Origin of the sequence: Cypionkella sp. TWP1-2-1b2 (genome assembly GCF_049896245.1) — a bacterium.
Taxonomy (GTDB): domain Bacteria; phylum Pseudomonadota; class Alphaproteobacteria; order Rhodobacterales; family Rhodobacteraceae; genus Cypionkella.
Genome location: NZ_JAFCTX010000036.1, coordinates 19,933 through 45,319, shown reverse-complemented (window position 1 = coordinate 45,319; position 25,387 = coordinate 19,933). Strand labels below are relative to the sequence as shown.

26 protein-coding genes and 3 pseudogenes are annotated in these 25,387 nt (G+C 61.1%); 15 read left to right on the top strand and 14 right to left on the bottom strand.

The annotated features are described in order from the left end of the window. Nucleotides 1-331 precede the first annotated feature (331 nt). Nucleotides 332-466 (bottom strand): hypothetical protein, encoded by a 135-nt coding sequence (locus ACP7AP_RS19260; RefSeq protein WP_426036744.1) that lies wholly within the window; start codon nucleotides 464-466, stop codon nucleotides 332-334. Between the two features lie 134 nt (nucleotides 467-600). On the opposite strand from ACP7AP_RS19260, the pseudogene ACP7AP_RS19255 reads away from it, so the two are divergent. Beyond that, a pseudogene (locus tag ACP7AP_RS19255) lies at nucleotides 601-912 on the top strand (transposase); the annotation flags it as partial. A 37-nt stretch (nucleotides 913-949) separates the two neighbouring features. Here ACP7AP_RS19255 and ACP7AP_RS19250 read toward each other — a convergent pair. Beyond that, nucleotides 950-1,336: an ectoine synthase gene (locus tag ACP7AP_RS19250; RefSeq protein ID WP_426036742.1), complete on the bottom strand. Its 387-nt coding sequence runs from the start codon at nucleotides 1,334-1,336 to the stop codon at nucleotides 950-952. On the opposite strand from ACP7AP_RS19250, the gene ACP7AP_RS19245 reads away from it, so the two are divergent. Then, nucleotides 1,292-2,329, top strand: coding sequence for a carcinine hydrolase/isopenicillin-N N-acyltransferase family protein (locus ACP7AP_RS19245; RefSeq protein WP_426036740.1), 1,038 nt, complete (start codon nucleotides 1,292-1,294; stop codon nucleotides 2,327-2,329). The genes ACP7AP_RS19250 and ACP7AP_RS19245 overlap by 45 nt on opposite strands. Before the next feature lie 96 nt (nucleotides 2,330-2,425). After that, a pseudogene (locus ACP7AP_RS19240) lies at nucleotides 2,426-2,599 on the top strand (IS110 family transposase); the annotation flags it as partial. Nucleotides 2,600-2,734: 135 nt separating this feature from the next. Here ACP7AP_RS19240 and ACP7AP_RS19235 read toward each other — a convergent pair. Beyond that, entirely contained in the window at nucleotides 2,735-3,157 is a 423-nt protein-coding gene (locus tag ACP7AP_RS19235; RefSeq protein ID WP_426036738.1) for an integrase core domain-containing protein, read from the bottom strand. Between the two features lie 726 nt (nucleotides 3,158-3,883). Between ACP7AP_RS19235 and ACP7AP_RS19230 the strand changes: the two genes are divergently transcribed. Both ACP7AP_RS19230 and ACP7AP_RS19225 read left to right on the top strand, forming a co-directional pair. Further along, nucleotides 3,884-5,314: an amidase gene (locus tag ACP7AP_RS19230; protein WP_426036736.1), complete on the top strand. Its 1,431-nt coding sequence runs from the start codon at nucleotides 3,884-3,886 to the stop codon at nucleotides 5,312-5,314. A 910-nt stretch (nucleotides 5,315-6,224) separates the two neighbouring features. Continuing rightward, nucleotides 6,225-7,712 (top strand): amidase, encoded by a 1,488-nt coding sequence (locus ACP7AP_RS19225; RefSeq protein ID WP_426036756.1) that lies wholly within the window; start codon nucleotides 6,225-6,227, stop codon nucleotides 7,710-7,712. Nucleotides 7,713-7,768: 56 nt separating this feature from the next. Here the strand turns inward: ACP7AP_RS19225 and ACP7AP_RS19220 are convergent, their stop codons facing one another. The 4 genes from ACP7AP_RS19220 to ACP7AP_RS19205 all read right to left on the bottom strand — a co-directional run bounded on the left by ACP7AP_RS19220 (nucleotide 7,769) and on the right by ACP7AP_RS19205 (nucleotide 10,452). Then, nucleotides 7,769-8,440, bottom strand: a complete 672-nt coding sequence (locus tag ACP7AP_RS19220; protein WP_426036734.1) for an RraA family protein — start codon at nucleotides 8,438-8,440, stop codon at nucleotides 7,769-7,771. Between the two features lie 12 nt (nucleotides 8,441-8,452). Further along, nucleotides 8,453-8,629, bottom strand: a complete 177-nt coding sequence (locus ACP7AP_RS19215) for a hypothetical protein (protein WP_426036732.1) — start codon at nucleotides 8,627-8,629, stop codon at nucleotides 8,453-8,455. Nucleotides 8,630-8,707: 78 nt separating this feature from the next. Next, nucleotides 8,708-9,622, bottom strand: coding sequence for a PLP-dependent aminotransferase family protein (locus tag ACP7AP_RS19210; protein WP_426036730.1), 915 nt, complete (start codon nucleotides 9,620-9,622; stop codon nucleotides 8,708-8,710). Between the two features lie 140 nt (nucleotides 9,623-9,762). Beyond that, entirely contained in the window at nucleotides 9,763-10,452 is a 690-nt protein-coding gene (locus tag ACP7AP_RS19205; RefSeq protein ID WP_426036754.1) for a VOC family protein, read from the bottom strand. 93 nt (nucleotides 10,453-10,545) lie between these two features. Between ACP7AP_RS19205 and ACP7AP_RS19200 the strand changes: the two genes are divergently transcribed. Continuing rightward, nucleotides 10,546-11,181: a TetR/AcrR family transcriptional regulator C-terminal ligand-binding domain-containing protein gene (locus ACP7AP_RS19200; protein WP_426036752.1), complete on the top strand. Its 636-nt coding sequence runs from the start codon at nucleotides 10,546-10,548 to the stop codon at nucleotides 11,179-11,181. Between the two features lie 63 nt (nucleotides 11,182-11,244). Here ACP7AP_RS19200 and ACP7AP_RS19195 read toward each other — a convergent pair whose 3' ends face one another. The 6 genes from ACP7AP_RS19195 to ACP7AP_RS19170 form a co-directional block, all read right to left on the bottom strand. Then, on the bottom strand, nucleotides 11,245-12,093 hold the full coding sequence (locus ACP7AP_RS19195) for an HpcH/HpaI aldolase/citrate lyase family protein (protein WP_426036728.1): 849 nt from the start codon (nucleotides 12,091-12,093) through the stop codon (nucleotides 11,245-11,247). After that, nucleotides 12,087-12,926: an FAS1-like dehydratase domain-containing protein gene (locus ACP7AP_RS19190; protein ID WP_426036726.1), complete on the bottom strand. Its 840-nt coding sequence runs from the start codon at nucleotides 12,924-12,926 to the stop codon at nucleotides 12,087-12,089. Before ACP7AP_RS19190 ends, ACP7AP_RS19195 begins: the two co-directional genes overlap by 7 nt. Continuing rightward, entirely contained in the window at nucleotides 12,923-14,044 is a 1,122-nt protein-coding gene (locus ACP7AP_RS19185; RefSeq protein ID WP_426036724.1) for a CaiB/BaiF CoA transferase family protein, read from the bottom strand. The genes ACP7AP_RS19190 and ACP7AP_RS19185 overlap by 4 nt, the downstream gene beginning before the upstream one ends. After that, nucleotides 14,037-14,777, bottom strand: a complete 741-nt coding sequence (locus ACP7AP_RS19180) for an NAD(P)H-dependent oxidoreductase (RefSeq protein ID WP_426036722.1) — start codon at nucleotides 14,775-14,777, stop codon at nucleotides 14,037-14,039. The genes ACP7AP_RS19185 and ACP7AP_RS19180 overlap by 8 nt, the downstream gene beginning before the upstream one ends. A 9-nt stretch (nucleotides 14,778-14,786) precedes the next feature. Next, the gene (locus ACP7AP_RS19175) at nucleotides 14,787-15,947 is read right to left on the bottom strand and encodes an acyl-CoA dehydrogenase family protein (RefSeq protein WP_426036720.1); all 1,161 of its coding nucleotides are present in this window, start codon (nucleotides 15,945-15,947) and stop codon (nucleotides 14,787-14,789) included. Between the two features lie 87 nt (nucleotides 15,948-16,034). Then, the gene (locus ACP7AP_RS19170; protein WP_426036718.1) at nucleotides 16,035-16,967 is read right to left on the bottom strand and encodes a LysR family transcriptional regulator; all 933 of its coding nucleotides are present in this window, start codon (nucleotides 16,965-16,967) and stop codon (nucleotides 16,035-16,037) included. 106 nt (nucleotides 16,968-17,073) lie between these two features. Here ACP7AP_RS19170 and ACP7AP_RS19165 point away from each other — a divergent pair, with 106 nt between their 5' ends. Genes ACP7AP_RS19165 through ACP7AP_RS19125 form a run of 9 tightly spaced genes read left to right on the top strand, consistent with a single transcriptional unit; the run spans nucleotide 17,074 to nucleotide 24,513 of the window. Continuing rightward, nucleotides 17,074-17,613, top strand: a complete 540-nt coding sequence (locus ACP7AP_RS19165) for a hypothetical protein (protein ID WP_426036716.1) — start codon at nucleotides 17,074-17,076, stop codon at nucleotides 17,611-17,613. 17 nt (nucleotides 17,614-17,630) lie between these two features. Continuing rightward, nucleotides 17,631-18,203, top strand: a complete 573-nt coding sequence (locus ACP7AP_RS19160; protein WP_426036714.1) for a thiamine pyrophosphate-dependent enzyme — start codon at nucleotides 17,631-17,633, stop codon at nucleotides 18,201-18,203. Further along, the gene (locus ACP7AP_RS19155; protein ID WP_426036712.1) at nucleotides 18,197-19,666 is read left to right on the top strand and encodes an aldehyde dehydrogenase; all 1,470 of its coding nucleotides are present in this window, start codon (nucleotides 18,197-18,199) and stop codon (nucleotides 19,664-19,666) included. The genes ACP7AP_RS19160 and ACP7AP_RS19155 overlap by 7 nt, the downstream gene beginning before the upstream one ends. Then, nucleotides 19,663-20,844 (top strand): NAD(P)/FAD-dependent oxidoreductase, encoded by a 1,182-nt coding sequence (locus ACP7AP_RS19150; RefSeq protein ID WP_426036710.1) that lies wholly within the window; start codon nucleotides 19,663-19,665, stop codon nucleotides 20,842-20,844. The genes ACP7AP_RS19155 and ACP7AP_RS19150 overlap by 4 nt, the downstream gene beginning before the upstream one ends. Before the next feature lie 12 nt (nucleotides 20,845-20,856). Next, nucleotides 20,857-21,633 (top strand): SDR family NAD(P)-dependent oxidoreductase, encoded by a 777-nt coding sequence (locus tag ACP7AP_RS19145; protein ID WP_426036708.1) that lies wholly within the window; start codon nucleotides 20,857-20,859, stop codon nucleotides 21,631-21,633. A 3-nt stretch (nucleotides 21,634-21,636) separates the two neighbouring features. Continuing rightward, on the top strand, nucleotides 21,637-22,107 hold the full coding sequence (locus ACP7AP_RS19140) for a VOC family protein (protein WP_426036706.1): 471 nt from the start codon (nucleotides 21,637-21,639) through the stop codon (nucleotides 22,105-22,107). 7 nt (nucleotides 22,108-22,114) lie between these two features. Next, nucleotides 22,115-22,876, top strand: a complete 762-nt coding sequence (locus ACP7AP_RS19135; protein WP_426036750.1) for a LamB/YcsF family protein — start codon at nucleotides 22,115-22,117, stop codon at nucleotides 22,874-22,876. A gap of 3 nt (nucleotides 22,877-22,879) precedes the next feature. After that, entirely contained in the window at nucleotides 22,880-23,569 is a 690-nt protein-coding gene (locus tag ACP7AP_RS19130; protein ID WP_426036704.1) for a 5-oxoprolinase subunit B family protein, read from the top strand. Next, the gene (locus tag ACP7AP_RS19125) at nucleotides 23,566-24,513 is read left to right on the top strand and encodes a biotin-dependent carboxyltransferase family protein (protein WP_426036702.1); all 948 of its coding nucleotides are present in this window, start codon (nucleotides 23,566-23,568) and stop codon (nucleotides 24,511-24,513) included. The genes ACP7AP_RS19130 and ACP7AP_RS19125 overlap by 4 nt, the downstream gene beginning before the upstream one ends. A 338-nt stretch (nucleotides 24,514-24,851) precedes the next feature. Here the strand turns inward: ACP7AP_RS19125 and ACP7AP_RS19120 are convergent. After that, nucleotides 24,852-25,358 (bottom strand): annotated as a pseudogene (locus tag ACP7AP_RS19120) (hypothetical protein); the annotation flags it as partial. Nucleotides 25,359-25,387 lie beyond the last annotated feature (29 nt).

The window sequence follows — 25,387 nt, the reverse complement described above, 5'->3', positions numbered from 1 at the left end:
CAATATGACCTTGATCAGGTTGCCCTGCGGCTCAACACAAGGCCGCGGAAAACGCTTGGCTTTCAGACGCCCGCTGATACCTTTGATCGAGCCGTTGCGCTGACCGGTTGAACCCACCGGGGTCTGTAGTGGGATATCCAATTGTCGAAAAACCTTCACCTTAGTCGAAAGGCGCTGCAGAAAAAGCGGCCCTGTCGAAAATCAATAATACTGTGGAAGTGTCGAAAAGCAAGCGGTGAAGTCGATAAGTGCCTCATAGCGAGTCAATGGGTCGAAAGTCGCCCCAAAGAGAGGGCGTTGCCGTACCGAGGCCGCGATATCCTTGGGTGGTTTAGCCATTGGACGTCAGCGCCTCCAGATAGGGGCGCATCTGGTTCCAGGCCCCGTTTTCCTGCGCGGCGGCTGCCAGTTGTCCAAGCGTTGCTTTGCGGTCGTTGAGCGCCGATTTCATGGCCTCGATGGCCACGGACCTATCAACCAGCTTTGTCAGGAAAAACCCGCAACTGGCAGCCCGCCGGACCCGTCTGGTTGAACCCGGAATGCGACACCAGCGCCTCCGAAATCAAAGACGCCGCATGAAATCGGCGGACAACTTGTTTGACAAACACCGGGTTGGACTCCAAGCTGCACGCGGTGACCGACGCGAAGGGTCGGGACGCTGCTCGCAGATATGACGCGGACTGGTTCCGCAACGTATTGATAGACCGTGAGATTCGGCCCTGCACCCCCTCCAGAAAAAACCACAAGGCCGTCATTCCGCACGCTGCGATCCTCTACAAGAGCCGCCACAAAATCGAGAACATGTTCGCCCGCCTCAAGGATTGGCGTAGGGTCGCAACCCGCTACGACAGATGTGCCGATTTGTTCCTCTCAGCCTGCGCCCTCGCCGCTGTGGTCATGTTCTGGCTATGAGTCCTGACCTTAGCCCTATCGATTCTGCGGACAATTGCTACTCTATCAACTCATAGCTGCCATCTGAATCGTGCCGCTCGCGGCCTGTCAAAGCCGGAGTAAAGACGCAGACAAGTCGCAGCTGTCCCTTCAATGCCCGCAGAATATGGGCATCGTGGCTTTCCAGTGCGTAAAGTGTTCCGGGCGCAATCGGATGCACTTCACCTGTCGCAACATTGACGACTTCACCAATGCCTGCGATGCAGTAGTTGCTTTCTATGTGGTTCTTGTACTGGAGGTGCAGCTCGCAGCCCTCATCCAGAAGCGTATCGTGCAGCGAATAGCCAAGGCCATCATCGCCAAGCAATATGCGGCGGCTTTGCCATCCTTCACCTCGGGCATGCCGGTCAGTGTTGAGGATGTCCTCAAGGCGCTTGATGATCATATTTGCAACTCCCGTACGTGTCTGTCGGTCCCAATCATATTGTTAGCGCTCAAGGTCTCTTTGCATGCCTGTTTGCGACATCTTGGCATTGTTGATCTTCAAAAAAGAGTTTCGTTTCTTGTCGCCCAAGGCCCTGGAAGTCGCTACATTCAACTGCGCGATGGCATCGGCAAAACGTCGGAGATTTTCATGTGTACAATCGGGGCTTTGCGAATAGAAAATGATGAGTATTTATTGTTCAAAAACAAAGACTTCTCCATATCGGAGTTTTCAGATCGCGTGACGCTGAATGCGGATGTATTTGGCCCACTGGGACTTGAGACATTTGCCCAAGAGGATGCGGTCGAAAGCATATTTTCAGGCCTCTCCCTCGGGGCGAACCGGCATGGGCTTTTTGCGTGCGTTAATCATGTCAAGATAGGCGATGATAGCCACAAAAACTATGATTGCCTCGTTGAGACGGCTCTTCACGTAGCAAAGAGCGTCAAAGAGGCAATTGCCGCAATTCACCGCGAGGTTGCGGCGCAGCCCTATTGGTGGGGAAACCTGATCCTTGCTGATGCTCACCAACTTGCGGCTGTTGAAGTCCGGGGGCAAGAGATCCGCGTTGAGCATGCCGCGACCCGAATCTTCAGGACGAATCACCAGCCGATGTTTGGTGAGACCGCCTCCCCCGACAATCTACCTTGCTCTTCGACGCGGTTTGCATCGGCGCAGTCGCGTCTTGGTATCGTACGCTCGGTTGATGAATTGAAGGCAACGCTGGCCTCTCATGACGATGGAGATACTGGCATCTGCAATCATGGCGTGCCGCTGACCACGGTCTATTCCTACATTTTGCATTGCAAGGCGGGTGAAATGACCCTGCATGTCGCCAATGGACTTCCTTGCTCGGCGCGTTGGAGCGAATTGCCTTTGCCGCTCGGTGCCTTATGGAATGAGCAGAGCGAAGGACGCTTTCGGGCCAAATACCCAAATGGTTTTGTGGCTTAAAGGGGCTCTGTTGATGGCGTGGATGCCCCCTCCTGACGGCATCGTAATGTGCCAATGTGATGTTTGTTGAAGCCATCACAGAAGCAGAGGACATCCATGTCGGAAGTTACCATCATCGGTATTGACCTTGCAAAGCGCGTTTTTCAGTTGCACGGAGCTCGCAACGACGGGTCGATCGTGTTTCGCAAGAAGCTTTTGCGGGGTCAGATGCTGGCGTTCTTTGCCCAGCAACTCAAGAGCGTTGTTACCATGGAGGCTTGTGCCACGGCGCGTGAGGTCCTCCAACGCGTCCTTCAGGCAATGCCCATCATGTTTTGTCATCTTGTCAATGGCTACATGAGTGATCAGATCGGGCGGTGATTGCCGTTCAGGGCCGGTGTTTGTCAAACAAGTTGTCCGCCGATTTCATGCGGCGTCTCTAATTTCAGGGGCGCTGGTGTCGCGTTCCGGGTTGAGCCAGACGGGTCCGGCGGGTTGCCAGTTGCGGGTTTTGCCTGACCAGCGTTCTGGTTTTTGTGCACGGGCAGTTGCGTAGAGGATGGTGCAGTTTGCGAGGGTGTCGTGTTCCTGCCCGACGTGGCGCATGTTGGGGGTGACAAAGCGGATCGCGCTATGGAGGTGCGCGCCGTTATACCAACTGGCAAAGGATTTCACCCAAGCCTGCGCATCGGCTTTCGCAGCAAAGCCCTTGGCTGACCAGTCCGGGAGATACTTGCAGGTGCGGAACAGCGCCTCGGAGAATGGGTTGTCGTGGCTTGCCCGTGGGCGGCTGTAGGAGGTCATGATGCCCAGTTTTTCCAGCGTCACCTTCATCGTAGCACCTTTCATTGGGCTACCCCCATTCGAAAGTCGGGGTCGGCGTGCAGCACCAAGGGCCGGGAGATGCAGGCCTCGGCCCAGACCGCCTTTTGGATCCGCATTGCGGCAAGGTCCGCGCCCCTCTTGCTCCTGCACCTCCCAGCCAACGATCTTGCGGCTGAAGATGTCCACGATCAGATAGAGGTAGAAGTACTTGCCCACGACAGGGCCCGGCATCTAGGTGTTCGGCGCTTCAAACTGTCCCCCGGACAGTTTGATCCCGGTCACGCCGGGTCGCGCCTCGCTCCCAGGTCCAGACCTGACAGGGTGCGCTGGCTTTGTAACTGGTTGGCGGCTTGCGCCGGACGGGCGACCTTGCCCGGCCACGGTGCTGCTGCTGCCCATGGCTGCGCAGAATGCGATAAAAGCTGGATTCCGAGCCCAGATATTGTCCCTGATCGGCCAATCCTGGAACGATCTGGCTGGGTGGAAGACTGGCAAATTCCGTGGAATTGCCGTGATCGCGGTAGATAGCCCGGTGGATGATCGCGGCTGACGGCCAGAATATGGACCCGGCGCTGCCAGAGATGGGCCATGCCTTGATTCCTGGCCGGGGGCGGGAGGGCACGACCAAGAGAGACTGCTTGCCGGCGCACCCTTCCGTTGCGGCGCTTCTTGGAGCAAAGTGAGTTGCGCGAACCGCAACGACGTCCGTGGATGTCGCGTGGCACCCCCTTTTCAATGGCAGAACACCCAATGAGCAAACCACACCAAAGCGATGCACTGGATCTGGCATCCCGGATCGCCAAGCGCGACCTTTCCGTCCGAGAGGCGACCGAGGCCGCGATTGCCACCATCGAAAAACAAAATTCGGTGCTGAATGCAGTTGTGGCGGAACGGTTCGATAAGGCGCGGGCCGAAGCGGACGAGATGGATCGGAGCCGCCCCGAACAAGCAGGGCCGCTTTGGGGTGTGCCGTTCCTGCTGAAGGACGTGAACCTTTACTCGGCGGTGCTGCCCACCCGATTCGCTTCGCGCTTCTTCGCAACGGCACAGCCAAAAGGTGATAGCACGATGGTTCACCGCTGGCGCGAGGGCGGGCTTGTCGTTCTGGGCACAACGAATACTCCAGAGTTCGCCGGGGATTTCACGACCGAACCTTTGGCCTACGGGCCATGCCGGAACCCGTGGAATGCGGGGGTGACGGTCGGCGGGTCCAGTGGCGGCGCTGCTGCTGCCGTTGCCAGCGGAATGGTTCCAATGGCGCACGGCACCGATCTTGGCGGGTCGATCCGTATCCCTGCCGCCTGCTGCGGGGTGTTCGGCTTCAAACCCTCGGTCGGGCTGAATCCGTTGGGCCCATGGTGGGACGAAATCGCGGGTGGTCTCGACTCGGACCATGTGCTGACGCGCTCTGTGCGCGACAGTGCTGCGGCGCTTGATCTGACGGCAGGCCCTGATCGGGGAACGAGGATCGGGCGGCAGGCACCCGCCGGTGGCTATCTTGCGGTATTGGACGGTATAATTGGCCCCCTGCGGATTGGGCTGACGACAAAGGATCCGTATGGTCGGTCTGCCGGGGCAGCACAGGTGGCCGCGGCCGAGAAGGCGGCGCTTTTTCTGGAAGCGATGGGCCATGTCGTCGTGCCCTATGACTTTCCGGTCGAGGCACAGTCGGGCCCGTGGTTCGACTCACTCTGGATCGTGGAGGTCCTGCATCTGGTGGAAGAGCGCGCGCGCGAGCTTGGGCGCCAACCCGAACGCGACGAATTGGAACCGATGACATGGGCGTTTATCGAGCAGGCAAGGCAACTTTCGGCACTTGATCTGCTGGAAGCCCGCTTGAAGATGACGGCGGTTGCGCAGGCGATCGGTCGTTCGATGAAAGAAGTCGACTTGGTTCTGACGCCGGCGCTAAGCGAAGACCCTGCACCTCTTGGCAGTCTGACTTACGCCGCGTGCGGGTCCGACCTTCAGAAGTGGATTGAACGGGGCTATGGCTTTGCCCCCTTCGCGACGCCCGCCAACCTTGCCGGGCAACCCTCGGCGGTTTTGCCTGTTTCCCTAACGGTTTCGGGCTTGCCTGTGGCGGTGCAGATCACCGGTCGGCCCGGTGACGATGCGCTTGTTCTGGGCGTGTCGAAGGCGCTTGAAGACGCGATCGGCTGGGCCGGGTTGCCTGTGTGACCAAACGGTAAAATCAGTCCAGCACGCCGCGGGCGATGGCTATGGCTATGGATGATTTGAGATCAAAATTGCTGCGAAGATTCAAAAGCGCGCAGCGGTGATCGTCAGCAAGACGACGGGGTCGCCTAAAGCCTCGACGCTGCGGGCTTCAGCATCCGGCCCCAGATCATCTGAGGCAAGGAGCGCCATGTCCTCAGCTGCGGTGAATATTACTGGCTGCACGCGCCCTGCTGGTATGCGGTGCGTTAATCCGGCTCCGGCCATTGGTCCGGTAAGGTACATTCGGTCTGCCGGTGCGTTGGCCTTTTACGCTTGGTTTTTTTGCCGCGCTGCATGATCTGTCTGTTGGTTTGCTCGTTTTCCATGCCGGGCATGAGTGTAGGCGGCCAAGTTGCAAAAGACGGCGCATGTCGTACGCGCGGTTCTTTCATCCCGATCCTGGCCTTGGCCCGCGTCAAAGATAGGCATCTCGCGGAAGGAGCTGATCGCGACAGACCAAGCCGGGCAAAGCCCCAAATCGCGATTTTTTTGGGGGAGGCCGCAGCGTCCAGTCGGTGGGACCTTTCGCCCGCCGAACGACAGGCGGTGACGGCGATGTTCTCGCGGGGAACCGCCCAGTGCCCAAAGGGCATCAATGCCACGAAGCTTTCACCGCCCAGCACAACATGGACATGTTCAAAGCCGCTATAGGCCGGCCGGAAGGGATAAAGCCGATGGATCAGGCCGCCGCCGGTCTCGCGGTGCCCGCTTAAGCGAAGGCGGCAGCTTCAAGGAGAAAACTCCACCCTAGCCGTCTGCGATCACCCGATCGCCAGAAACCTCAAATCCTGGTCATCGTTGGTGATGGTACCCTGCTCGGACTACGCCCTCCCGGCGTTCCACCACCAACGACACTTGCTCATCCAGTTTGATGCGCGACTCTCATCTTGATCGTCGCGCTATAGCTGTCATCCTGCTTATGCCATACGGATTTGTGTCGAATGGCCGATGCCTTTGTTTGCAGAAAGATCAAATGACCGAATTATGGACACTGACAGCAAGCGAGCTGGCGCCAATGGTTGCTGCACGACAGATTTCGGTGAAGGAAGCGGTCTCGTCCGTGTTGCAGCGGATTGAGGCAGTCAACCCCGCCCTAAACGCGATTGTTCAGCGCATGGATGACCAGGCTCTTGTTGCGGCAGAAGCCGCCGACATCGCCTTGGCGCGTGGAGATACCCCGGGCCCGTTGACTGGCGTTGCGGTTACGATAAAAGTGAACGTCGACCAAGCGGGATACGCCACTACCAACGGTCTGCGAACCCAGGCGACGCTTGACGCTGAATTTGACAGCCCGGTGGTGGTAAACCTGCGCAAAGCAGGCGCGATTGTCGTTGGTCGTACGAATACCCCCGCATTTTCGCTGCGCTGGTTCACCCGCAACAGCCTGCATGGCGGGACCACAAATCCGCGAGACCGGACCCTGACGCCGGGTGGGTCTTCTGGCGGGGCCGGAGCTGCGGTCGCGTCCGGCATGGGGGCTGTCGGCCACGGAACCGACATTGCCGGATCGATACGGTACCCGGCCTATGCCTGTGGCGTGCACGGCCTGCGTCCTTCGTTGGGCCGCGTCGCCGCCTTTAATGCGACCGCCGGAGATCGGCTGATCGGCGGGCAGTTGATGGCGGTGTCGGGCCCTTTGGCAAGGTCGGTTGCCGATCTGCGACTTGCGCTGGCCGCCATGGCCGCGCGTGACATGCGGGATCCTTGGTGGCAACCGATGCCACTGCGGGGCGCAGAAGTGTCCCGCAAAGTTGCTTATGCCGAAGCGCCCGATGGCATGTCGGTTGCCCAGCCCGTCCGGGATGCCCTGCGTGCCGCGGCGGCGAAGCTAAGGGACGCTGGCTATCAAGTGGAAGAGGTGCAACCGCCGCCGCTGCGCGAGGCAATGGAGATGCAGTTGCGCCTGTGGATGGCCGAGTTCCGGCAAGACGCCGGGGCAGCCTTGCGCGCCGAAAACGATCCGGACGCAAATTTCGTTTACAGCCAGTTGATGCGCCACTGCTCGGAAATCGACCTGCACGGACTTATGTCCACGCTAAGGGCCCGCGCGAGGCTTACCCGCTTGTGGCGGACATTTCTGGCGGAGTGGCCGCTGGTCCTGTGCCCGGTATCGGGAGAATTGCCCTTCATTAATCACCTTGACGTCGCCTCGTCCGCCTCGTTCGACGCCGTGCTGGAAGCGCAACTGCCGATGATCGCCACCCCCTTCATGGGCCTGCCCGGTCTTACGGTTGCAACAGGATATGCAGGGTCAAGCCCTGTCGGCGTGCAGCTTGTGGCTGATCAGTTTCGGGAAGATCTACTGTTTGACGCGGGCGAAATCCTGTCACCGGAACCGGTTGCACTGGCCATGGTGTGAACCCGTTTCAAGGCAGCGCCCTGCTGTGACAGCGAGCTGTCGATGCTGCGGGTCGCTCAAGGCTGGACATTCGGCGCGAGGCCAAAGACCTCGGCCGCCGATTTGCCAGAGGCAAGCGCGCTGATCCAGTCGCTTTCGCGGAAAAGTTTGGCTTCCGCATCCGCGATGCGGGTTCTGACGATCCGGGACGACAGTGATACGAGACCGTCGTCGTCGCCAATCACCAGATCGCCCGGCGAGACGAGGCGACCGCCGATCACCACGGGCAGGTTGACCGCGCCACGGTCGGCTCCGGTCGGACCGCGCGGGGTGATCCAGCGCGAAAAGACCGGAAAATCGTCCCAACCGCCGAGGGTGCCTGTGTCGCGCACGGCCCCGTCGCAGACCAAGCCCGCAATGCCCTTGTTGCGCAGGTGACCCGAAAGAATGTCGCCAATCATCGCCGTATCGCGGTGACCTGCTGCGTCGATCACCAGCACCTGCCCCCGCTGTATCACGTCAAGCGCATGCAGAACCGCACCAAAATCAGGTGCCTCGCAGCGGACGGTGACGGCCTGACCAAACAGCCGGGGCTGCTGGCCCGCAGGCCGCAGCGGGCGTATGGCGGGGTCGATCTGGCCAGAATCCCGGCCCAGATCGACAGCGACCGCTACCGGAATGGCGGCCCAGCGGGCGATTTCGGCAAGAGTCAGATCAAAGGCGGGTGGGGTGTGCAGAGTGACGGGCATGGGACCTCTGGTTCAGGACAAAAGGTGGGCGTGCAGGGCTTTGCCCAAGGCGGCGATCCCGGTCTGGATATTTTCCACGGACTGGGCCGAGAAGTTCAGACGGGCATGATTGGGACGCGGGGTCAGCGGAAAGAAGCTGGCCCCGGGGACATAGGCCACACGCGCCTGCGGCAAAGCCACGTCGCGCATGAAGGCAGTGGCGTCAAAACCTTCCGGGAACGTGGCCCAGATAAAAAGACCGCCCTCGGGATCGGTTACAGTGATCTCTTACGGGAAATGCTGCCGGATCGCGTCGAGCATGGCCTCCTTCTTGCAGGCATAAGCGGTCTGCAAGGTCGCGATATGGGCCGCCAGGTCGTGGCGGTCGAGAAACAGGCTGGCGGCCGCCATGTTGAGCGTCGAAGTCTGGGTGTCGGCGGCGACCTTGAGCAGGCCCAGGCGGGCCAGCAGGTCAGGGGCGGCGACGGCCCAGCCGATGCGCAGACCAGGGACAAGCACCTTGGAAAAGCTGCCCAAGTGAATGACCCGTCCCTCGGTGTCCAACGATTTGAGGGTGGGCAGATTCTGACCGGAAAACCGGATGTGGCGATAGGGGGTGTCTTCCAGAACGATCAGGCCGTGGCGGTTAGCCAGCGCGATCAACTGCTTGCGGCGGGCAAACGACAGGGTGACGCCCGTCGGATTCTGGAAATCCGGGACCGTATAGATCATCCGCGCCTTTGGGTTGGCCTTCAGGACTGCTTCGAGATGCTCGGTCTGCATCCCGTCGGCATCGACCGGGACGACGGCATACTGGGGCTGGCTGGGTTCAAACGCAATAAGCGCGCCCAGAAAGGTCGGGTCCTCGGTCACGATCACATCGCCCGGGTCAATCAGCATCCGGGCGGCAAAGTCCAGACCCTGCTGCGAGCCTTGCAGGATCAGCACGTCATCGCCGGTGCAGGGCGTGCCATCCACGGTCATCAGGTGGGCGATCTGGTCGCGCAGATGCGGCAGACCGTTCGAGGGCGCATACTGCATTGCGGCCCCACCGGGCGTCCGGATGATGTCGTGGAAGATGGCGTCCAACTGATCCGTTGGAAACAGGGTTGCGTCGGGGTAGCCGCCGCCGAAGGAAATGATCGACGGATCGGCCCCAAGTGCCAACAGATCGCCGATTGCCGATTGCCGAACCTTGGCCATCCGCTGTGCATATCTTGGGGTCATCGGCGCTCTGTCCTGATCGATATAGATTTCAGGTGGCACACATTGGGGGAGCGGTGCAAGTGGTAAGGTCGCATCGCCAAGTTCCATCGATCCGGCAATACAGGTCCGTGATCCATTCAACCGCCGCGATTGGCGCTGAGCGGAACCAGCCTGTGTTCTGCCCCCGCCCAGTCACAATACCTATATCTCCGTAAACGCGGAGCAGGTGCTCCCTGCTTGACCATCATGTGGTGTCCAAGCACGCCACTACCGATCGCACCCAGAGCACCTTCGCCGGAAATTGGCCCACGCTCTGGAGTGACCAGGTCCCAGTCCGAGGTAATGCAATCACGGATAGGCCTCACATTATTGCTGATCATCGCTGCGTTGATTGCGTTTTTGGCGGCGCGCAGTGCAAGCTCGTCCTGTTTCATGCTCCCGTTTCCTCGCCTCAGCGAGCTTGCATGTCTTTGGGGGTGACCATTTTCAATAGTCTGCGAGAGCATCCAGCGGTGGCCGAACGGGTCGACGACCAGCGCAGTACGCTCGCCTAAGCTCTGGTCGGTTGCAGGGCCCAACATCGCCGCCCCGGCTTGGGTCGCACGGTCCAGATCGGCATCGACGGTCTTCGTGGCAAGATGCAGCGTAACCGCCGATCCGACAATCGTAACGGGGATAACCGCACCAAAATCGGGATACACGCCGGCAAGCATCGCGACGCTGCCGCTGATCCGCCCTTCCGACGGGTCTGTCATGCGAAAGATTTCCTCAGCGTCGAATGCTTTTTGGTAAAAGGCGATAGCTGACGCGCCGCCCGTGACGACAATATAGGGAATGACTGCCGTGATGCCTTACATCAATGAACCCTTTGCTAAATCGATATTATTTACGTCAAAACTCGTGGTGTATTGTTTCAAGATGTGGAGCCAACCCAAAAACCGCGAGGCCGCCTGCCGAGTCAGGATGCGCACCTTCGTGCTTTGCGCGCGACTCACGAGATTCTGATGACTGAGGGGTTCGGCAGGCTGACTGTCGAGACTGTCTCTGCCCGGTCTCGCGCGGGTAAGCCCACGATCTACCGCTATTGGGCCAATGCCAGCGAAATCGCGATGGCCGCACTGATGGCCGACGGTTCATTCGACGACCTAGAGATGGGCCGCCTGCTGTACAGCGCGCTGCAAGCGCAGCTCCGCAGCCTTGTGGCTGCCTTTGCCACCACACGCAGGCGGCAGGTTGCATTGACTCTCGCCGCCGCCGACCCGGAAAGCGAGATGGCAAAGGCTCTCCGCAATAGCGTGATGTTATCGAGCCGCGAGACTGGCCGACGGCTGATCCTTGCCGCACAGGCACACGGCGAAATCGAGGACCCGACGAATATCGAAGTGGTGTCCGATATGATCTATGCGCCAGTGTTTTTTCGGCTTTTGGTCGGGCACCTGCGGCTGGATGCGGGCTTTTCGGGACGATTGACCGACGAAGCAAGAAAGCTGATACCTTTGAAAGTTACCGGGTCGCCGACCCTTTCCACGGCGGCGGACGGGCATTCCGGCTTCTGAAGTCCAGGATGATTTCAACCGCGAAGGTACGGGGGTTGCCGAGCCATCTAACCGGGCGGTTTGCTATTTGTCGAATAAATTGCTTTCGAGAAACATGAACTGCCTGGATTTCACCAGAATTTGGCGGGCGCGTTCGACCATCGGTTTGTCGATCATCTGTCCGTCGACTTGCGTCGCTTTGCCGCCCCTTTGGGCGTCCGCCTCAATCACCCGTTCCGCCCAACGGATTTCCGTCTCGGAGGGCAGGAATGCGGATCTGATGGTGGAGATCTGGGTGGGGTGGATGGCCATTTTGCCACCGAAGCCCAAGGCACAAGCGTGGCGGCAATCGCCTGACAAAACCGTAAGGTCGGCGATCTTGGTCGTCACACCATCAAGCGGCGGCGGCAACCCGGCGAGGCGGCTTTGAAACACCATGGCGCTACGCGCCAGCAACAGAGCATCGCGTTCATGTGCACAGCCCAGATCCAGCGCGAAATCGACTGAGCCGAAGGCCAGTTGCGCGATATGCGGAACAGCACAAATGGCCGCGATATTGGCAAGGCCACGCGCGGTTTCGATCAAAAGAATGATCGGCAGTGTGGAGCCTTTCTGCGAGGCCAAAAGCGGTACATTCACAGGGTATTCAGCTTTGGGCAGCATCAGGCCCGCAAGCGGCAAGGCGCGGGCGGCCTCAAGGTCTTGCTCCCACCAAAGGGTGCCACAGGCGTTGATCCGCAGCCAGACCGGCACCGGGCAATCGGCGAGATAATCGGAAAGGCCGTGGCGGGCCGCGTCCTTCTCTGACGGCGGCACCGAGTCTTCCAGATCGACGATGATGGCATCGGTCCCGCTGCGGACGGCCTTTGCGATGCGGTCGGGCCGGTTGGCTGGCACGAACAGTGGGGCGAGGGTGGGGCGGTACGCTACCATGCCGCGCTTGCCGTCATGGTGATCACGCCCGCCTGATCCAGCGCCATCAGTTCGGCGCCATTGGTGGAGGCCCTTGCCCTAAATCGCATCACCTGCGGCCCGACCGCCGGGCTTACGCCGCGAAATTCAAAGTGGCGCGGGGCCGTGCAATGCAAGGCGCCGGCGATGTTCCAAAGCAGCGTGGCTTGCAGGGGGCCGTGGATCACCAGCCCGTCATAATGCTCCACCGTCTTGGCATAGGGCAGGTCGTAATGGATGCGGTGACCGTTGAAGGTCAGTGCAGAATAACGAAACAGAAGAGCCGGGTCGATTTTCACCCGCCAGTCAAGGTCGAAGGTTTGCGCGGGCGCGGGGGCGGGTTTCGGCAGCAACCCGGTCGCTGCAGGAAGGTAGACGAGGGTTTGACGCTCGCGCAGCGCCAGGCCGCGTGGGCTGTGGAAGTCGTGTGCGACAATCACGAAGCAAAGCGGGCCGGTGCTGCCGCTCTTGAAGCGAATACTCTCGATGGTCGAGACTTTGTGCACCGTGTCGCCGGGCAGCAGCGGCGACACATGCTCCAGCGATCCGCCTGCCCACATCCGGCGCGGATATGGCACAGGTGGCAGAAAGCTCCCCATGACCGGATGCCCGTCTTGTCCAAGCTGGGCCGCAGGTGCGATCTGGGGGGCGAGGCACCAATGCAGGCCCGGTGGCACAACCAGACCCGTTGCCAGACCCGGTGCCAGATGCGGGGTCAGCATCGCCGCAAAACTTGCCAGCAGGCGCGGGGTGATCAGGTCAGTGGCGGTTTCTGCGCGGCCGATCCATGCGGTCAGGTCCGGGGTATCGCTCATCCGCCGAACTCCGCGCGCAAGCTTGTGCTGCTGCTGCCGAGGGCCGGGACCGGGCCGGGGCGAAAGCCGGGGTTGCGCCCGGCGGGGCGGGGCAGGGTGATGCTTTGACCATCGGGCAGCGTGACGTCAACCCGGCGCAGCGCCGGATGCGCGCCGAGATCGCGGACGGCGGTATAGCGGCCCCAGGCGATGCTCGCCGCTTCCAGCCGGGCGATGGCCTCGGCGCTGGTCAGGGCGTTCAGGATCGGCTCCATCTGAAGGTCCAGCGCCGTTCGGTTCGCCACCCGCAGTGCGTTGGTTGTGTAATCGGGATGTGCTGTCAGATCGGGGCGGAGCAGAACGCCCGCGCAAAACCTCGCCCATTCGCCATTGTTCTGCACCGCGACGATCACGGTGCCATCGGCGCAACTGAAAGGGCGATAGGGGTAGATGCTGGCATGCGACAGGCCAAAGCGCGCGGTTTCGCGCCCTGCATGTTCATAGTGCAGCAGGGGAACTGCCATCCAGTCTGCCATGCTGTCGAACATCGCAATCTCGATCTGCGCGCCACGCCCGCTGCGCCCCCGCGCAATCAGCGCCTCTAGAATGGCGGCATGGGCGTTCATTCCGGTGGCAATATCCGCCGCTGAAACGCCGATCTTCGTGGGCACCTCGGGCGTGCCTGTCACAGCGCAAATGCCGCTTTCGGCCTGTACCAGCATGTCATAGGCGCGCATCGCGGCTGATGGCGTGTCCTGCCCGTAGCCGACGATCGAAACTGCGATCAGCTTGGGGAAATCGCGGGCAAGGTCTGCGTCGGACAGGCCCATGCGCGCCATGGCACCTGGGATCAGATTTTGCACCAGCACGTCGGCCTGCGCCAGCACGCGGCGGAACAGCGCCATGTCTTCGGGCGCTTTCAGATCCAGAACGGCGCTTTCCTTGCCGCGATTGAGCCAGGAAAAATAGGCAGAGGTGCCCTTCACCGCCGCATCGTAATGCCGTGCGGTTTCACCCTCGAATCGTTCAATCTTGATCACCCGCGCACCCGCATCGGCCAGCCGCACCGTGCAAAGTGGTGCGGCGACCGCCTGTTCCAGTGCCACCACCAACAGGCCCGACAAAGCGCCGTCAGACATTGCGCTGCACCGCTGACCGCGCCGACACGCCGGGTTTCAGGCGTTCATCCGGACCGTAATCTTCGGACGGATGAAAGAACAGCGGTGCGGTTTGATCGAGATACAGCAAGCGTTGGCGATACGCTTCCAACTGCGCCGCACGGGTGGCATCATCTTCGCGCCCCGGCATATAGGCCATGCAGGGTGGCAGCACATCGAAACCGGTGTAGCGCAGCAAGCCGTTGTGGATAGGCCAAAGCACCGCCAGAATATCGCCGTCGATGCCATCGGGCGCATAGGTGTCCGCCGAGGTTCCGGTGGTCGCCACCACCAGCGCGCGTTTGCCCTTGAACATGCCGGTGTCATATTTAAGCCCCGGGAGGTAAGCAAAGCCGCGCGCAAACACCCGGTCAGCCCAGCCCTTCAGAACGGCGGGCATCCCGAACCACCAGACCGGAAATTGCAGGATCAGCAGATCGGCGGCAGCAAGTTTCGCCTGCTCAGCGGCGATGTCGGCGGCGATGGTGCCATTTTCGATGGCCACGGTCTGTTCGCGCGCAACGCTGAATCGGGACGTGTCAGACAGCGGACCGCTGATGTCCGCCGGGCCCGCGACGGCATTCCAACCCATCGCATAAAGGTCCGAGACGGTGACGCTGTGGCCAAGCCCACCCAGAGTTTGTACCGCCAGATCCTTCATCGCGCCGTTGAACGAGGTTGGCTCGGGATGGGCATAGACGATCAGGATATTCATGGGCGCGCCTCAATAGCTGCGGGGCAGACCAAGCACATGCTCGGCCAGATAGGACAGGATCAGGTTGGTCGAGATTGGGGCGACCTGATACAGCCGGGTTTCGCGGAACTTGCGCTCTACGTCGTATTCCTCGGCAAAACCGAAGCCGCCGTGGGTTTGGATACAGACATTCGCGGCCTCGAAACTGGCATCGGCGGCGAGCATTTTCGCCATGTTCGCCTCGGCACCGGGGTTTTCGCCCGCTTCGTACAGCCGCAAAGCCTCGCGCACCATCAACTCGGCGGCGCGCATATTGGCGTAGGCACGGGCGATGGGGAACTGGACGCCCTGGTTCTGGCCGATGGCGCGGCCAAAGACGTGGCGATCCCTGGCATAGGCGGTGGATTTTTCGGTGAACCACTTGGCATCACCGACACATTCAGCGGCGATCAGGATGCGTTCGGCGTTCATGCCCGACAGGATATAGCGGAAACCCTTACCCTCATCGCCAATAAGATTTTCCGCCGGAACCCGCAGGTTGTCGAAGAAAACTTCGGTGGTGGCGTGGTTCATCATGGTCCGGATCGGGCGAATGGTCAGGCCATTGCCCAAAGCCTGCCGCATATCGACCAGCAGCACCGAGAGGCCTTCGGTCTTTTTCATCCCCTCGCGCAGCGGCGTCGTCCGGGCAAGCAGAAGCATCAGGTCAGAGTGTTCGGCCCGGCTGGTCCAGACCTTTTGACCGTTTACCACATAGCTATCACCCTGCAAAACCGCCGTGGTTTTCAAAGCACCCGTGTCGGTCCCGGAACTCGGTTCAGTGACACCAAAGGCTTGCAGCCGCAACGCGCCGCTGGCGATTTGGGGCAGATAGAGCCGCTTTTGCGCCTCTGACCCATGCCGCAGCAGGGTGCCCATCGTATACATCTGCGCATGGCACGCGCCGCTGTTACAGCCCGCGCACTGCATTTCCTCCAACACCGCAGCGGCAGCCGACAGAGGCAGACCCGAGCCGCCATATTCCTCGGGGATCAGGATCGAAAGCCAGCCCGCCTCGGTCAGCGCGTTCACGAATCCGGTCGGATAGGCCATCTCGCGATCCAAGGCTCGCCAATAGCTTCCTGGAAAGCGGGCGCACAGCTTGGCCACCGCCTCGCGGATTTCGGGGTAAGTTTCAACGCTGGCCGACATCAAGCTCTCCTTCGCCACCCTGCCCAGATAAGACTGATCCGGCCATAACGACAAAGACATAAGAATGTGATCAGCTATGCCGAAATTCTAACCCTCGGCCAGCAATCGCCCCGACCAAACCCCGCTGCGCACCAGATCCGAAGCCGTCGCAGTCATCACATTCCCCGCAAACCGCGCCAGTCGTGGCGTAGCGCGGTCGGTCGGATAGGTCAGCATGAGGCGGCGGCTGGGCGTCGGACCCTCTATCGGCGCATAGACCAATCGCCCCACCAGGACGTCGCGGTGGATCGGGGCGAGCGGCAGGATGGTGTAACCGTGCCCGCTCTCAACCAGATTTTTCAAGGTCGAATAGCTGTCAGCCTCAACCGGAACCTCTAACCGACAGCCCGCAATCTGCGCGCTTTGCTCCAGGATCGTGCGCAGGCCGTGACCGAGGCTGGGCAGGAACAGCTTCAGCGCTGCGACCTGCGCAAATGATACCGGAAGATCTGGCCGAAGGCCCGAATCCGGCGGGCCGATCAGAAACAGCACTTCTTCCAGCAGCGGCTCCATCCGCAGGGAGCGTACCGGACGGGTTTCATACATGATCGCCACGTCCAACTCGCCCCGGTGCAGCCAATCCAGCAGATAGCCGGTATAGGCGCTGACGATACGAAGTCTGGCCTCGGGGTGGCGGACCTGAAACGCTGACACGAGGGGCACCGACAGGATGTCCGACACCGTGGGCGGCATCCCGATGGAAACTTGGCCGCGCAACGGTGCATCCTCATCCGCCACGGTGGCGCGGATTTCATCGAGTTCTTGCATGATGCGCTGGGCGTGACGCAGCACTTCCTTGCCCGCTTCCGTCACCACCATGCCCCGGCCATGCCGATCAAACAGGCGAATACCGAGTTCTTCCTCCAGCAAACGCACCTGCCGTGACAAAGCAGGCTGAGCGATGCGAAGGCGATCAGCGGCCTTCGAGAGGCTGCCAAGTTCGGCGACCTGCAGAATGGTGCGTAGTTGGGGAACGTCCATAGCGATACAATATAGGCATAGCTGATAAAGAAAAAGGCTCGACGTTATTTGTTTTGTGAAAGGCTATGCAGAGGGAAGCATAAGTTTCCCGAAGGAGAACGCATCGATGGGCGCGATTGAAACCGTAACCCGCGATCTGGCGCAGGATTGGCCCGAGGCGCTGTATGACACGCTAAAAACGGCAGGCATCCGCCATATATCATACGTGCCCGATGCGGGCCATTCCACCCTGATCCGCCTGTTTGGTGACGATTCCGATGTGGTGGCGAATGTGCTGACCACAGAGGAAGAGGGTGTTGCGATAGCCTGCGGGGCGTGGCTGGGCGGTATGCGCTCGGTCGTGCTGATGCAGTCCTCTGGCGTTGGCAACTGCATCAACATGCTGTCACTGCCCGTCCAGGCGCGGATGCCGCTGTTGCTGCTGGTGACGATGCGCGGCGAGTGGGAAGAGTTCAATCCGTGGCAGGTGCCGATGGGCCGTGCGACGCAAGCGGCCTTGGAGGCGATCGGGGTGACGGTTCTGCGCGCCGAAACCGGGGCCGATCTGGTGGAGTCCGTGGCGCAGGCGGTGGGAATGGCGTTCGATGGCGATCAGCAGATTGCTGTGCTGATCGGGCAGCGTTTGCTGGGCAAAAAGAAATGGTGAGCGGGATGGATAGGGCGATGGACCGCAGGGTTGCCGTGGCGAAACTGCTGGCGGCGCGGGATGGCGCGCTGGTGGTCACGGGCCTTGGCTCGCCCAGTTATGACGTGCATGCGGCGGGCGATGTGGCCGGGAATTACTACCTTTGGGGCGCAATGGGAGGTGCTGCTTTGGTCGGGCTTGGCATTGCACAAGCCCAACCGGGCAAGCGGGTGATGGTGATTACCGGCGATGGTGAGCAGTTGATGGCCTTCGGCGCAATGGCGACGATTGCGGTCGCAGCCCCCGACAACCTCGACGTCATCGTGCTGGACAACCAGCATTTCGGCGAAACCGGGATGCAGCAAAGCCATACTGGGAAGGGGATCAACCTTGCCGCTATCGCTGCGGCCTGCGGGTTCACCCAAGCGCGGGAGTTGCGTGATTTGGGCGAAGTTGACGCACTTTGCGCCGATTTGCTGCAACCCAGTACTGGTCCGCGCCTGTTCGTGCTGAAGATCAAGGCCGAAAACCTGCCGCGCTCTCTTCCACCCCGCGACGCCACCTTCATCAAAACCCGCTTCCGCGCGCATCTGGGGCTGGCAACATGCTGACCGCCTTTCGCAACACTGTGGCGGGGGTAGAGGTTGCCGCTACGGCCACCTTCGAATCCTTCGACCCCTTCACCGCCAAACCTTGGGCCTTGATCCCCGCCGATGGACCGGATCAGGTCATTAAGGCTGTGGCTGCCGCGAAGGCCGCCTTCAAATCGCGTGATTGGGCTGGTCTGACCGCCACCGCGCGCGGCAAGCTGCTCAACCGCCTCGCCGACCTGATCTTCGCCAATGCGGATCGTCTCGCGGCCATTGAGACACGCGACAACGGCAAGCTGCTGTCTGAAATGACCACGCAACTGCGCTACATCCCCGAATGGTATCGCTATTTCGGCGGGCTGTCCGACAAGATCGAAGGCGCTGTGCTGCCAATCGACAAGGCCAATATGTTCGCCTTCACACGACACGAACCGCTGGGGGTGATTGCCGCGATTGTGCCGTGGAACTCGCCGCTTTTGCTGCTGACGTGGAAGCTGGCACCCCTGTTGGCGGCGGGCAATACTGTGGTGATCAAGCCCTCGGAACACGCAGCCGCTTCGACTTTGGAATTTGTGAAGCTGTTTGCCGAAGCGGGTTTTCCTGCGGGCGTGGTCAATACCGTCACTGGGATGCCGCTGGAGGTTGGCGTGCCTTTGGTCAGCCATCCTGACGTGGCGAAGATCGCCTTCACCGGCGGCGAGCCGGGTGGCATCGCAGTTTACAAAGCCGCCGCCGAACATCTGAAAACCGTGACGCTGGAACTTGGCGGCAAATCCGCCAACATCATCTTTGACGATGCCGACGTGGACAATGCGGTGAAGGGTGCGATCTCGGGGATTTTCGCGGCCTCGGGGCAGACCTGCATCGCGGGCTCGCGGCTGTTGGTACATCGTTCTGTGCATGACAGGGTGGTCGACGGGCTGGTGGCCTTGGCGAAAACCGCGCGGATCGGCGATCCGGCAAATGCGGAAACGCAGGTCGGCCCGATCACCACCAAAGCCCAACGCGGCAAGGTTTTGTCCTATCTCGATATCGCCAGGGCCGAGGGGGCCGAGGCGGTTTTGGGCGGCGGCACCCCCGCCGATCAGCCCGAGGGCTGGTTTGTGGAACCCACCATCTTTACGGGTGTGAACAACCAGATGCGGATTGCGCGCGAGGAAGTGTTCGGCCCGGTGCTGTCGGTGATCCCGTTCGACGACGAAGACGAGGCCATCTCTATCGCCAATGACAGCCCCTACGGACTTGCCGCTGGCCTATGGACCCGCGACATGGGCCGCGCGCTAAGGGCTTCGGCGGCGATGGAGGCGGGCACGGTCTGGGTCAACACCTACCGCGCGGTCAGCTTCATGGCACCGTTCGGCGGCTATAAACGATCCGGCATCGGGCGTGAAAGCGGGCAAGAGGCGATCCGCGAATATCTGCAAACCAAGACGGTCTGGATTGATCTGTTGGGTCAAACCGCCAATCCTTTCGTGATCAGATGACCGACAGGCAAGTCATCGGGGGGCATGTCGTCATCCTTGGTGGGGCTGTGATGGGCAGCTTCTCGGCATGGTTCCTGCGCAAACAGGGGTTTGCGGGGCGGATCACCGTTGTGGAGAAAGACGCGACCTATGCGTTTTCGTCCACCGCGCGCTCGGCCGCCTCGATCCGTACCCAGTTCGGCACACCGTCCAATATCGCGCTTAGTCTGTTCGGCGTTGATTTCTTCCGCAATGTGAAGGCGCATTTCGGCCCGCAAGCGGACATTGGCTACCGCGAAAACGGCTATCTGATCTTGGGCGGGCAGGACGTGGTCGCGAACCGCATGGCAGGTGTAGTGATGCAGCAGGCGCAGGGCGCAGATGTGATAGCCCTGACGCCTGCAGCCGTCAAAATCCGCTTCCCCTACCTGAACACCGACGATATCGGTATCGGCACCTTCGGTCAAACCGGAGAGGGCTGGTTTGACGCCTGGTCGCTCTTGTCCCTAGTCCGCAGTAACGCCCGCGCCTTGGGCGTGGAGTATATTGAGACCGAAGCAACGGCGATCTTATCCGCAGGCGACCGCGTCACAGGCGTCCGCCTTGCCAGCGGCGATACCGTCTCCTGTGACCTCTGCGTTATGGCAGCGGGCGCGGCCTCGGGTCGGCTGATGGCGACGCTGGGCGTCAACCTTCCCGTGTCGCCCCGCAAACGCACTGTGTTCAGCTTTCGTGCGCCAGTCGATGGCGCGACATTTCCGATGCTGTTCGACAGGTCCGGTATCTGGATCAGACCCGAGGGCAAAGGTTTTATCGGCGGCATCCAGCCCCCCGCCGACCGTGATCCCGATGCGACGGGTGATTACGAGCCTGACCACGATCTGCTGCAAGACCCGTTCTGGCCGCTGCTCGCCCATCGTATTCCGGCGATGGAGGAATTGCGGCTGGAGCGAAGCTGGGCCGGGCATTACGAGGTCAACGCGCTGGATCACAACGGCGTCGTCGGCCCGCATGATCAGCTGAGCAACCTGATCTTCGCCACCGGATTTTCCGGCCATGGCGTTATGCATGCCCCCGCTGTAGGCCGGGCCGTAGCAGAGTGGATCATCAGCGGGTGCTATGCGACGATTGATATGGCGCCGCTCAGTTGGAACAGGATCAGGGACAACCGCCCGCTGATCGAGACAGTGGTTTATTGAAGGAGAGCAGAGATGAGGTTTTCAGGAAAGGTTGCCGTGATCACAGGGGCAGCACGTGGCATTGGCCGCGCCTGCGCCGAGCGTTTCCTGAGTGAGGGCGCGCAGGTGGTGATCGGCGATATTGATGCGGCACGGCTGACGGAGACGGCCGGCACCTTGGGTGGCCCTGATCGCGTCCTCGCCGTCCCCACCGATGTCAGCCGTAAAGAGCAGGTCGATGCTTTGATCGCGGCGGCCGTCGCTGCCTTTGGCCGCGTCGATATCATGGTGAACAACGCGGGCATTGCGATTGTGCGCGACTACCTCGACATATCCCCCGAGGAATTTGACCATGTGCTTGGCATCAACCTGAAGGGCGCGTTCTTGGGCACCCAAGCCGCCGCGCGCCAGATGATCGCGCAAGGCCAGGGCGGGGTGATCGTCAACATGTCCTCGATCAACTCGGGTCTCGCCAACCCCAACCTTGCCACCTATGCGATTTCCAAGGGCGGGATGAACCAGGTCACCTCGACCGCCGCCGTGTCTTTCGCGCCGCATGGTATCCGCGTCTGCGGCGTCGGTCCCGGCACGATCGCGACCGAGATGATCGAGGGCGCTTTCACCAAACGCGCGGGCGGCAATGACACCATCCTGTCGCGCACCCCTCTGGGTCGCCTTGGCCAGCCTGAGGAGATAGCTTCGGTGGTGGCATTTCTGGCCTCGGACGACGCGTCCTATTTCACCGGCGAGACGATCTACCCAGATGGCGGTCGCCGGGTGCTGAACTACACTGTGCCCGTGAAAGGCTAGGTCATGCCAAATCTGCCAAAGAAGACCGACCGTTTCAATAAGTTGCACCACCTTTGTATCGTCGTCCACGACATTGATAGGTCGCAGGCCTACTACGAATCCATCGGTATCGGCCCTTGGGAAAGCTATCCGCCGCTGGCGGAGTATGAAGAACTCGACGTTCCCAGCTCCTCTGGCTTCAGGTCCATGCAATACCGCGTCTGCAATCTGCCCAATGTGCAGTTTCAACTGTGCCAGCCCAGCCATGACCCAAGCCCGCAGCGCCAGTTCCTCGACTCCAAAGGTGAAGGCGTTTTCCACATCGGTTTTGAAGTGCCTGATGCGGACAAGACCGAGGCCGAGGCGCGTGCAAATGGCTTGAAGGTCAAGATGCGCGGGCGCAGGGTCAATCGCAGCGGATTCACCTATTATGATACCGAGGCAGGGGCGGGCGTGACGTTGCTGACGCGCGCCACCGGCCAACCTGGAAAGTGACGAAATGATGCGCATCGACCTCAATTCCGATCTGGGCGAGGGCTTTGGACCTTGGGTCATAGGCGATGACGCTGCGATGTTGGGCCTTGTCACCAGCGCCAACATCGCCTGTGGTGGCCATGCGAGCGATCCTGAAACCATGTTTCGAACCCTGCGCCTTGCAGCGGAGAACGGTGTGATTGTCGGCGCGCATCCGGGTTACAACGACCCGGCAGGCTTTGGCCGCCGGGTGATCCCGATGGCGCCGGCCGAGGTGGGGCGGATGGTGGCGGCGCAGATCGGCAGCCTGCAGGCCTTGGCCGCGATGGCCGGAACTTCGGTGCGTTACGTCAAACCCCATGGTGCGCTGGGCAATCTTGCCGGGGATGACCGCGCCGTGGCCAACGCAATTGCCGCCGCCGTGCGGGCCATATCACCCGATCTGGCGATCCTCGCGATTTCGGGAACGGAACTGGAGCATGCGGCCCGCGCTGTCGCTATTCCGGTGTTCTCAGAAATTTTCGCTGACCGTGGCTATCTGCCTGACGGTCGCCTTGTGCCACGCGCAAAACCTGGCGCGATGATCCATGACCCGGATGCAGCCGTAGCCCGCCTGCTGGGCTTCCTGGAATCCGGCCTGATGCCAGTGGACGGGTGTGATCCGGTCCCGCTCGTCGCGCATTCGATCTGCGTCCATGGCGACAGCCCCGGCGCAGTTGAAATGGCCCGGCAGATCCGCGCTCGTCTTAGCGCGGCAGGCGTTACCATTGCCGCCTTTCTGCCTGCCTGAGCCATGATCCCCACTCCAGACGCCCCGATCTTCCGACCGATAGCAGAGCGCGCGGTGCTGGTGGAGTTCGGCACAGCGTTGGACCAAGCCGCTCATATGTCGGTGTTGCGGCTGGATCAGGCGTTGGCTGCAGACCCCTGTGCGGGCTTTTGTGAAGCTGTTCCGGCCTTCGTCAACCTGCTGGTCGAGTTCGATCCCCTGACCACCGATCATGCAACCGTCACCGCCCACCTGTGCCGCCTGCTGACCACCAAAACCACCACCGGGCCCGCAGGCAACGAACGTGAGGTTCTGGTCTGCTACGACCCCGCCCTTTCCCCCGATCTCGCCGTCGTGGCCCAGCAAACTGGCCTTACAGCCGAGGCCGTGATCAGCGCCCATCTTTCCGGCGATTACGCGGTGTTCATGTATGGTTTCGCCCCCGGATACGCCTATCTTGGTGGCGTGCCCGGCGTGATCCAGCTTGATCGCAAACCAAGCGCTGTGCGTGGCGTGGCTGCGGGGTCTGTGCTGATCGCAGGTCCACAATGTCTTGTCACCACGCTGCTCATGCCGACGGGTTGGTGGATCATCGGACGCTCGCCAACCCCGATCCTGACCGGAGATGCGGTCCGCCCCTTCTTGTTTGACGTCGGCGATACGGTTTGCTTTCGCCGCATCACACGGGCCGAGTTTGACAGGGCAAGCCGATGACAGCGGCGACCTTCCGTGTGGCCTTTGCAGGCCCGCATGTCACGGTGCAAGACGGAGGTCGGCCGGGCCTGATGCGCTATGGTGTGCCCGCCTCAGGCCCGATGGACCGAAAGAGTTTCGCCCTTGCGAATGTGGCACTTGGCAATCCCGCGCATCAGACCGGGATTGAAGTCTCACTGGGTGGGCTGAGCCTGCAATGCCTAAGCGGCGCGGTAACGCTGGCGATCGCGGGCGGCGGGTTCATCGTTCAGATCGGCGAACGCAAGCTGGGCGCGTGGGCTGTGATCACCATTTGCGCCGGGCAAACCTTGACCATCCGTCCGGGCCCATGGGGAAGCTGGACCTATCTGACCTTTACAGGCATCCTTCAGGCCAAAGACTGGTTGGGCAGCCAGGCCACCCACGGCTCCTCTGGCTTTGGCGGCGGCAAGATTGAAACAGGGCAAACTCTGACGATCACGGAGGCGCGCGTCATGGAGAATTGTGAAGGCCCAATGCCCTGCCCGGTCTGGGCGCGACCGCTCCACCTGCTGCGTTGCGTGCTTGGTCCGCAGGATCGCTACTTTGCCGCTGAAACGATCGCCGCATTCACCGGTTCAAGGTTTGAGTTGACCGACGCCTTTGATCGTATGGGACTTCGGTTGCGCGGACCAGTCCTCATGCCCCGCGCCGCCCTTGCGATCCCGTCCGAACCGATCATGCGCGGTTCGGTGCAGATCTCGGGCGACGGAGTTGCGACCGTGCTGCTGTCTGATCATCAGACCACCGGTGGCTATCCGAAAATTGCAACCGTTCTCTCGGATGATCTCGACAGCTTTGTCCAATGCCGCCCGCGCGATGTCGTCGCATTCAGGGCGATCTTACCGGAAGACGCGATCACGGCTACGCGTTTGAACCGCGGCCGGTTCACAGCCTTTCTTGATCGCATGTCCGGTTCCGGATAGCAGATTGGTATATTGGCCCCTTGTGATGCTCCACGACATGTGTTGGGCATTTGCGGCTGGCATCCGCAACTTTCAATGTCCGCTGCGCCAGCCGAAAGGCATCTTGCCGTCTCGGGTTATGGCCAATGTGACTGGCTGAGTCATGCTTCACTCACGCGGTGAGAAAGTCATTGCGATGCCGGGCCCCAACTCTATCGTCAGATCGGCTAGCGTCCCGGTTCGGCGCTGGCGCGCGACGACAGCGAGCGGTGTTGATCTGCCCATTCTGAAACCGTCAGATTGGGGTCGGGCCGCATGCCCCGGCGCCATATGCGCAGGATGTCTTCGGCCCCGTCAAACCCGAGGGAGACGCGGAGGTCTGCAAGGGCAGCGAGTTGTTCTCTGACATGGGTTTCCAGCACCCTTTGCAGGATCGCGGCCTCGATCTTCACCGGTTTGTCTGATTGCTTTTCCACCTCCGCCGCCAACAGCGCCGCCACCCGGGCGGGCCAGGTCACCCAGACACCGCGTTCCTGACGCGTCAGGCGGAACACCAGCGCCTCAGCGCGTGCACGGTCAATCAGCGTGCCCTTCTTCTTCTGGATCGCCAACTGGCGTTCCTGTGCCTGATAAACCGTCGGGGCAGTCCGGGCCTTCAGATAGGAGGAACTGTCGGCTGGGCCGGAAAAACCGCTATCGCCACCCGTGCTGCGGCGCTGCTGGTCCGGGTCCGTCATGTCCGCACGGCCCACTTTTACTCTGCCGTTGACACCGTCGCCATAAACCACCAGCCGCCCGGCCTTGCGAGCCTTCTGAATGGCCCCGCGCGACAGCCCGGAATATCCCCGCTCTGACATACCTTCCATGGCGTTTTTATTACCTCAATATATTGTAA

Coding starts and splice junctions, on each gene's coding strand:
- ACP7AP_RS19125 (WP_426036702.1), top strand. CDS start 23,566: ATGACAGCGGCGACCTTCCGTGTGGCCTTTGCAGGCCCGCATGTCACG.
- ACP7AP_RS19235 (WP_426036738.1), bottom strand. CDS start 3,157: ATGAAAGGTGCTACGATGAAGGTGACGCTGGAAAAACTGGGCATCATG.
- ACP7AP_RS19250 (WP_426036742.1), bottom strand. CDS start 1,336: ATGATCATCAAGCGCCTTGAGGACATCCTCAACACTGACCGGCATGCC.
- ACP7AP_RS19230 (WP_426036736.1), top strand. CDS start 3,884: ATGAGCAAACCACACCAAAGCGATGCACTGGATCTGGCATCCCGGATC.
- ACP7AP_RS19190 (WP_426036726.1), bottom strand. CDS start 12,926: ATGAGCGATACCCCGGACCTGACCGCATGGATCGGCCGCGCAGAAACC.
- ACP7AP_RS19210 (WP_426036730.1), bottom strand. CDS start 9,622: ATGGCCAAGGTTCGGCAATCGGCAATCGGCGATCTGTTGGCACTTGGG.
- ACP7AP_RS19165 (WP_426036716.1), top strand. CDS start 17,074: ATGGGCGCGATTGAAACCGTAACCCGCGATCTGGCGCAGGATTGGCCC.
- ACP7AP_RS19185 (WP_426036724.1), bottom strand. CDS start 14,044: ATGTCTGACGGCGCTTTGTCGGGCCTGTTGGTGGTGGCACTGGAACAG.
- ACP7AP_RS19155 (WP_426036712.1), top strand. CDS start 18,197: ATGCTGACCGCCTTTCGCAACACTGTGGCGGGGGTAGAGGTTGCCGCT.
- ACP7AP_RS19135 (WP_426036750.1), top strand. CDS start 22,115: ATGCGCATCGACCTCAATTCCGATCTGGGCGAGGGCTTTGGACCTTGG.
- ACP7AP_RS19215 (WP_426036732.1), bottom strand. CDS start 8,629: ATGCGCGACGTGGCTTTGCCGCAGGCGCGTGTGGCCTATGTCCCCGGG.
- ACP7AP_RS19170 (WP_426036718.1), bottom strand. CDS start 16,967: ATGGACGTTCCCCAACTACGCACCATTCTGCAGGTCGCCGAACTTGGC.
- ACP7AP_RS19140 (WP_426036706.1), top strand. CDS start 21,637: ATGCCAAATCTGCCAAAGAAGACCGACCGTTTCAATAAGTTGCACCAC.
- ACP7AP_RS19180 (WP_426036722.1), bottom strand. CDS start 14,777: ATGAATATCCTGATCGTCTATGCCCATCCCGAGCCAACCTCGTTCAAC.
- ACP7AP_RS19130 (WP_426036704.1), top strand. CDS start 22,880: ATGATCCCCACTCCAGACGCCCCGATCTTCCGACCGATAGCAGAGCGC.
- ACP7AP_RS19195 (WP_426036728.1), bottom strand. CDS start 12,093: ATGGTAGCGTACCGCCCCACCCTCGCCCCACTGTTCGTGCCAGCCAAC.
- ACP7AP_RS19175 (WP_426036720.1), bottom strand. CDS start 15,947: ATGTCGGCCAGCGTTGAAACTTACCCCGAAATCCGCGAGGCGGTGGCC.
- ACP7AP_RS19150 (WP_426036710.1), top strand. CDS start 19,663: ATGACCGACAGGCAAGTCATCGGGGGGCATGTCGTCATCCTTGGTGGG.
- ACP7AP_RS19145 (WP_426036708.1), top strand. CDS start 20,857: ATGAGGTTTTCAGGAAAGGTTGCCGTGATCACAGGGGCAGCACGTGGC.
- ACP7AP_RS19160 (WP_426036714.1), top strand. CDS start 17,631: ATGGACCGCAGGGTTGCCGTGGCGAAACTGCTGGCGGCGCGGGATGGC.
- ACP7AP_RS19245 (WP_426036740.1), top strand. CDS start 1,292: ATGCCGGTCAGTGTTGAGGATGTCCTCAAGGCGCTTGATGATCATATT.
- ACP7AP_RS19220 (WP_426036734.1), bottom strand. CDS start 8,440: ATGCCCGTCACTCTGCACACCCCACCCGCCTTTGATCTGACTCTTGCC.
- ACP7AP_RS19225 (WP_426036756.1), top strand. CDS start 6,225: ATGCGCGACTCTCATCTTGATCGTCGCGCTATAGCTGTCATCCTGCTT.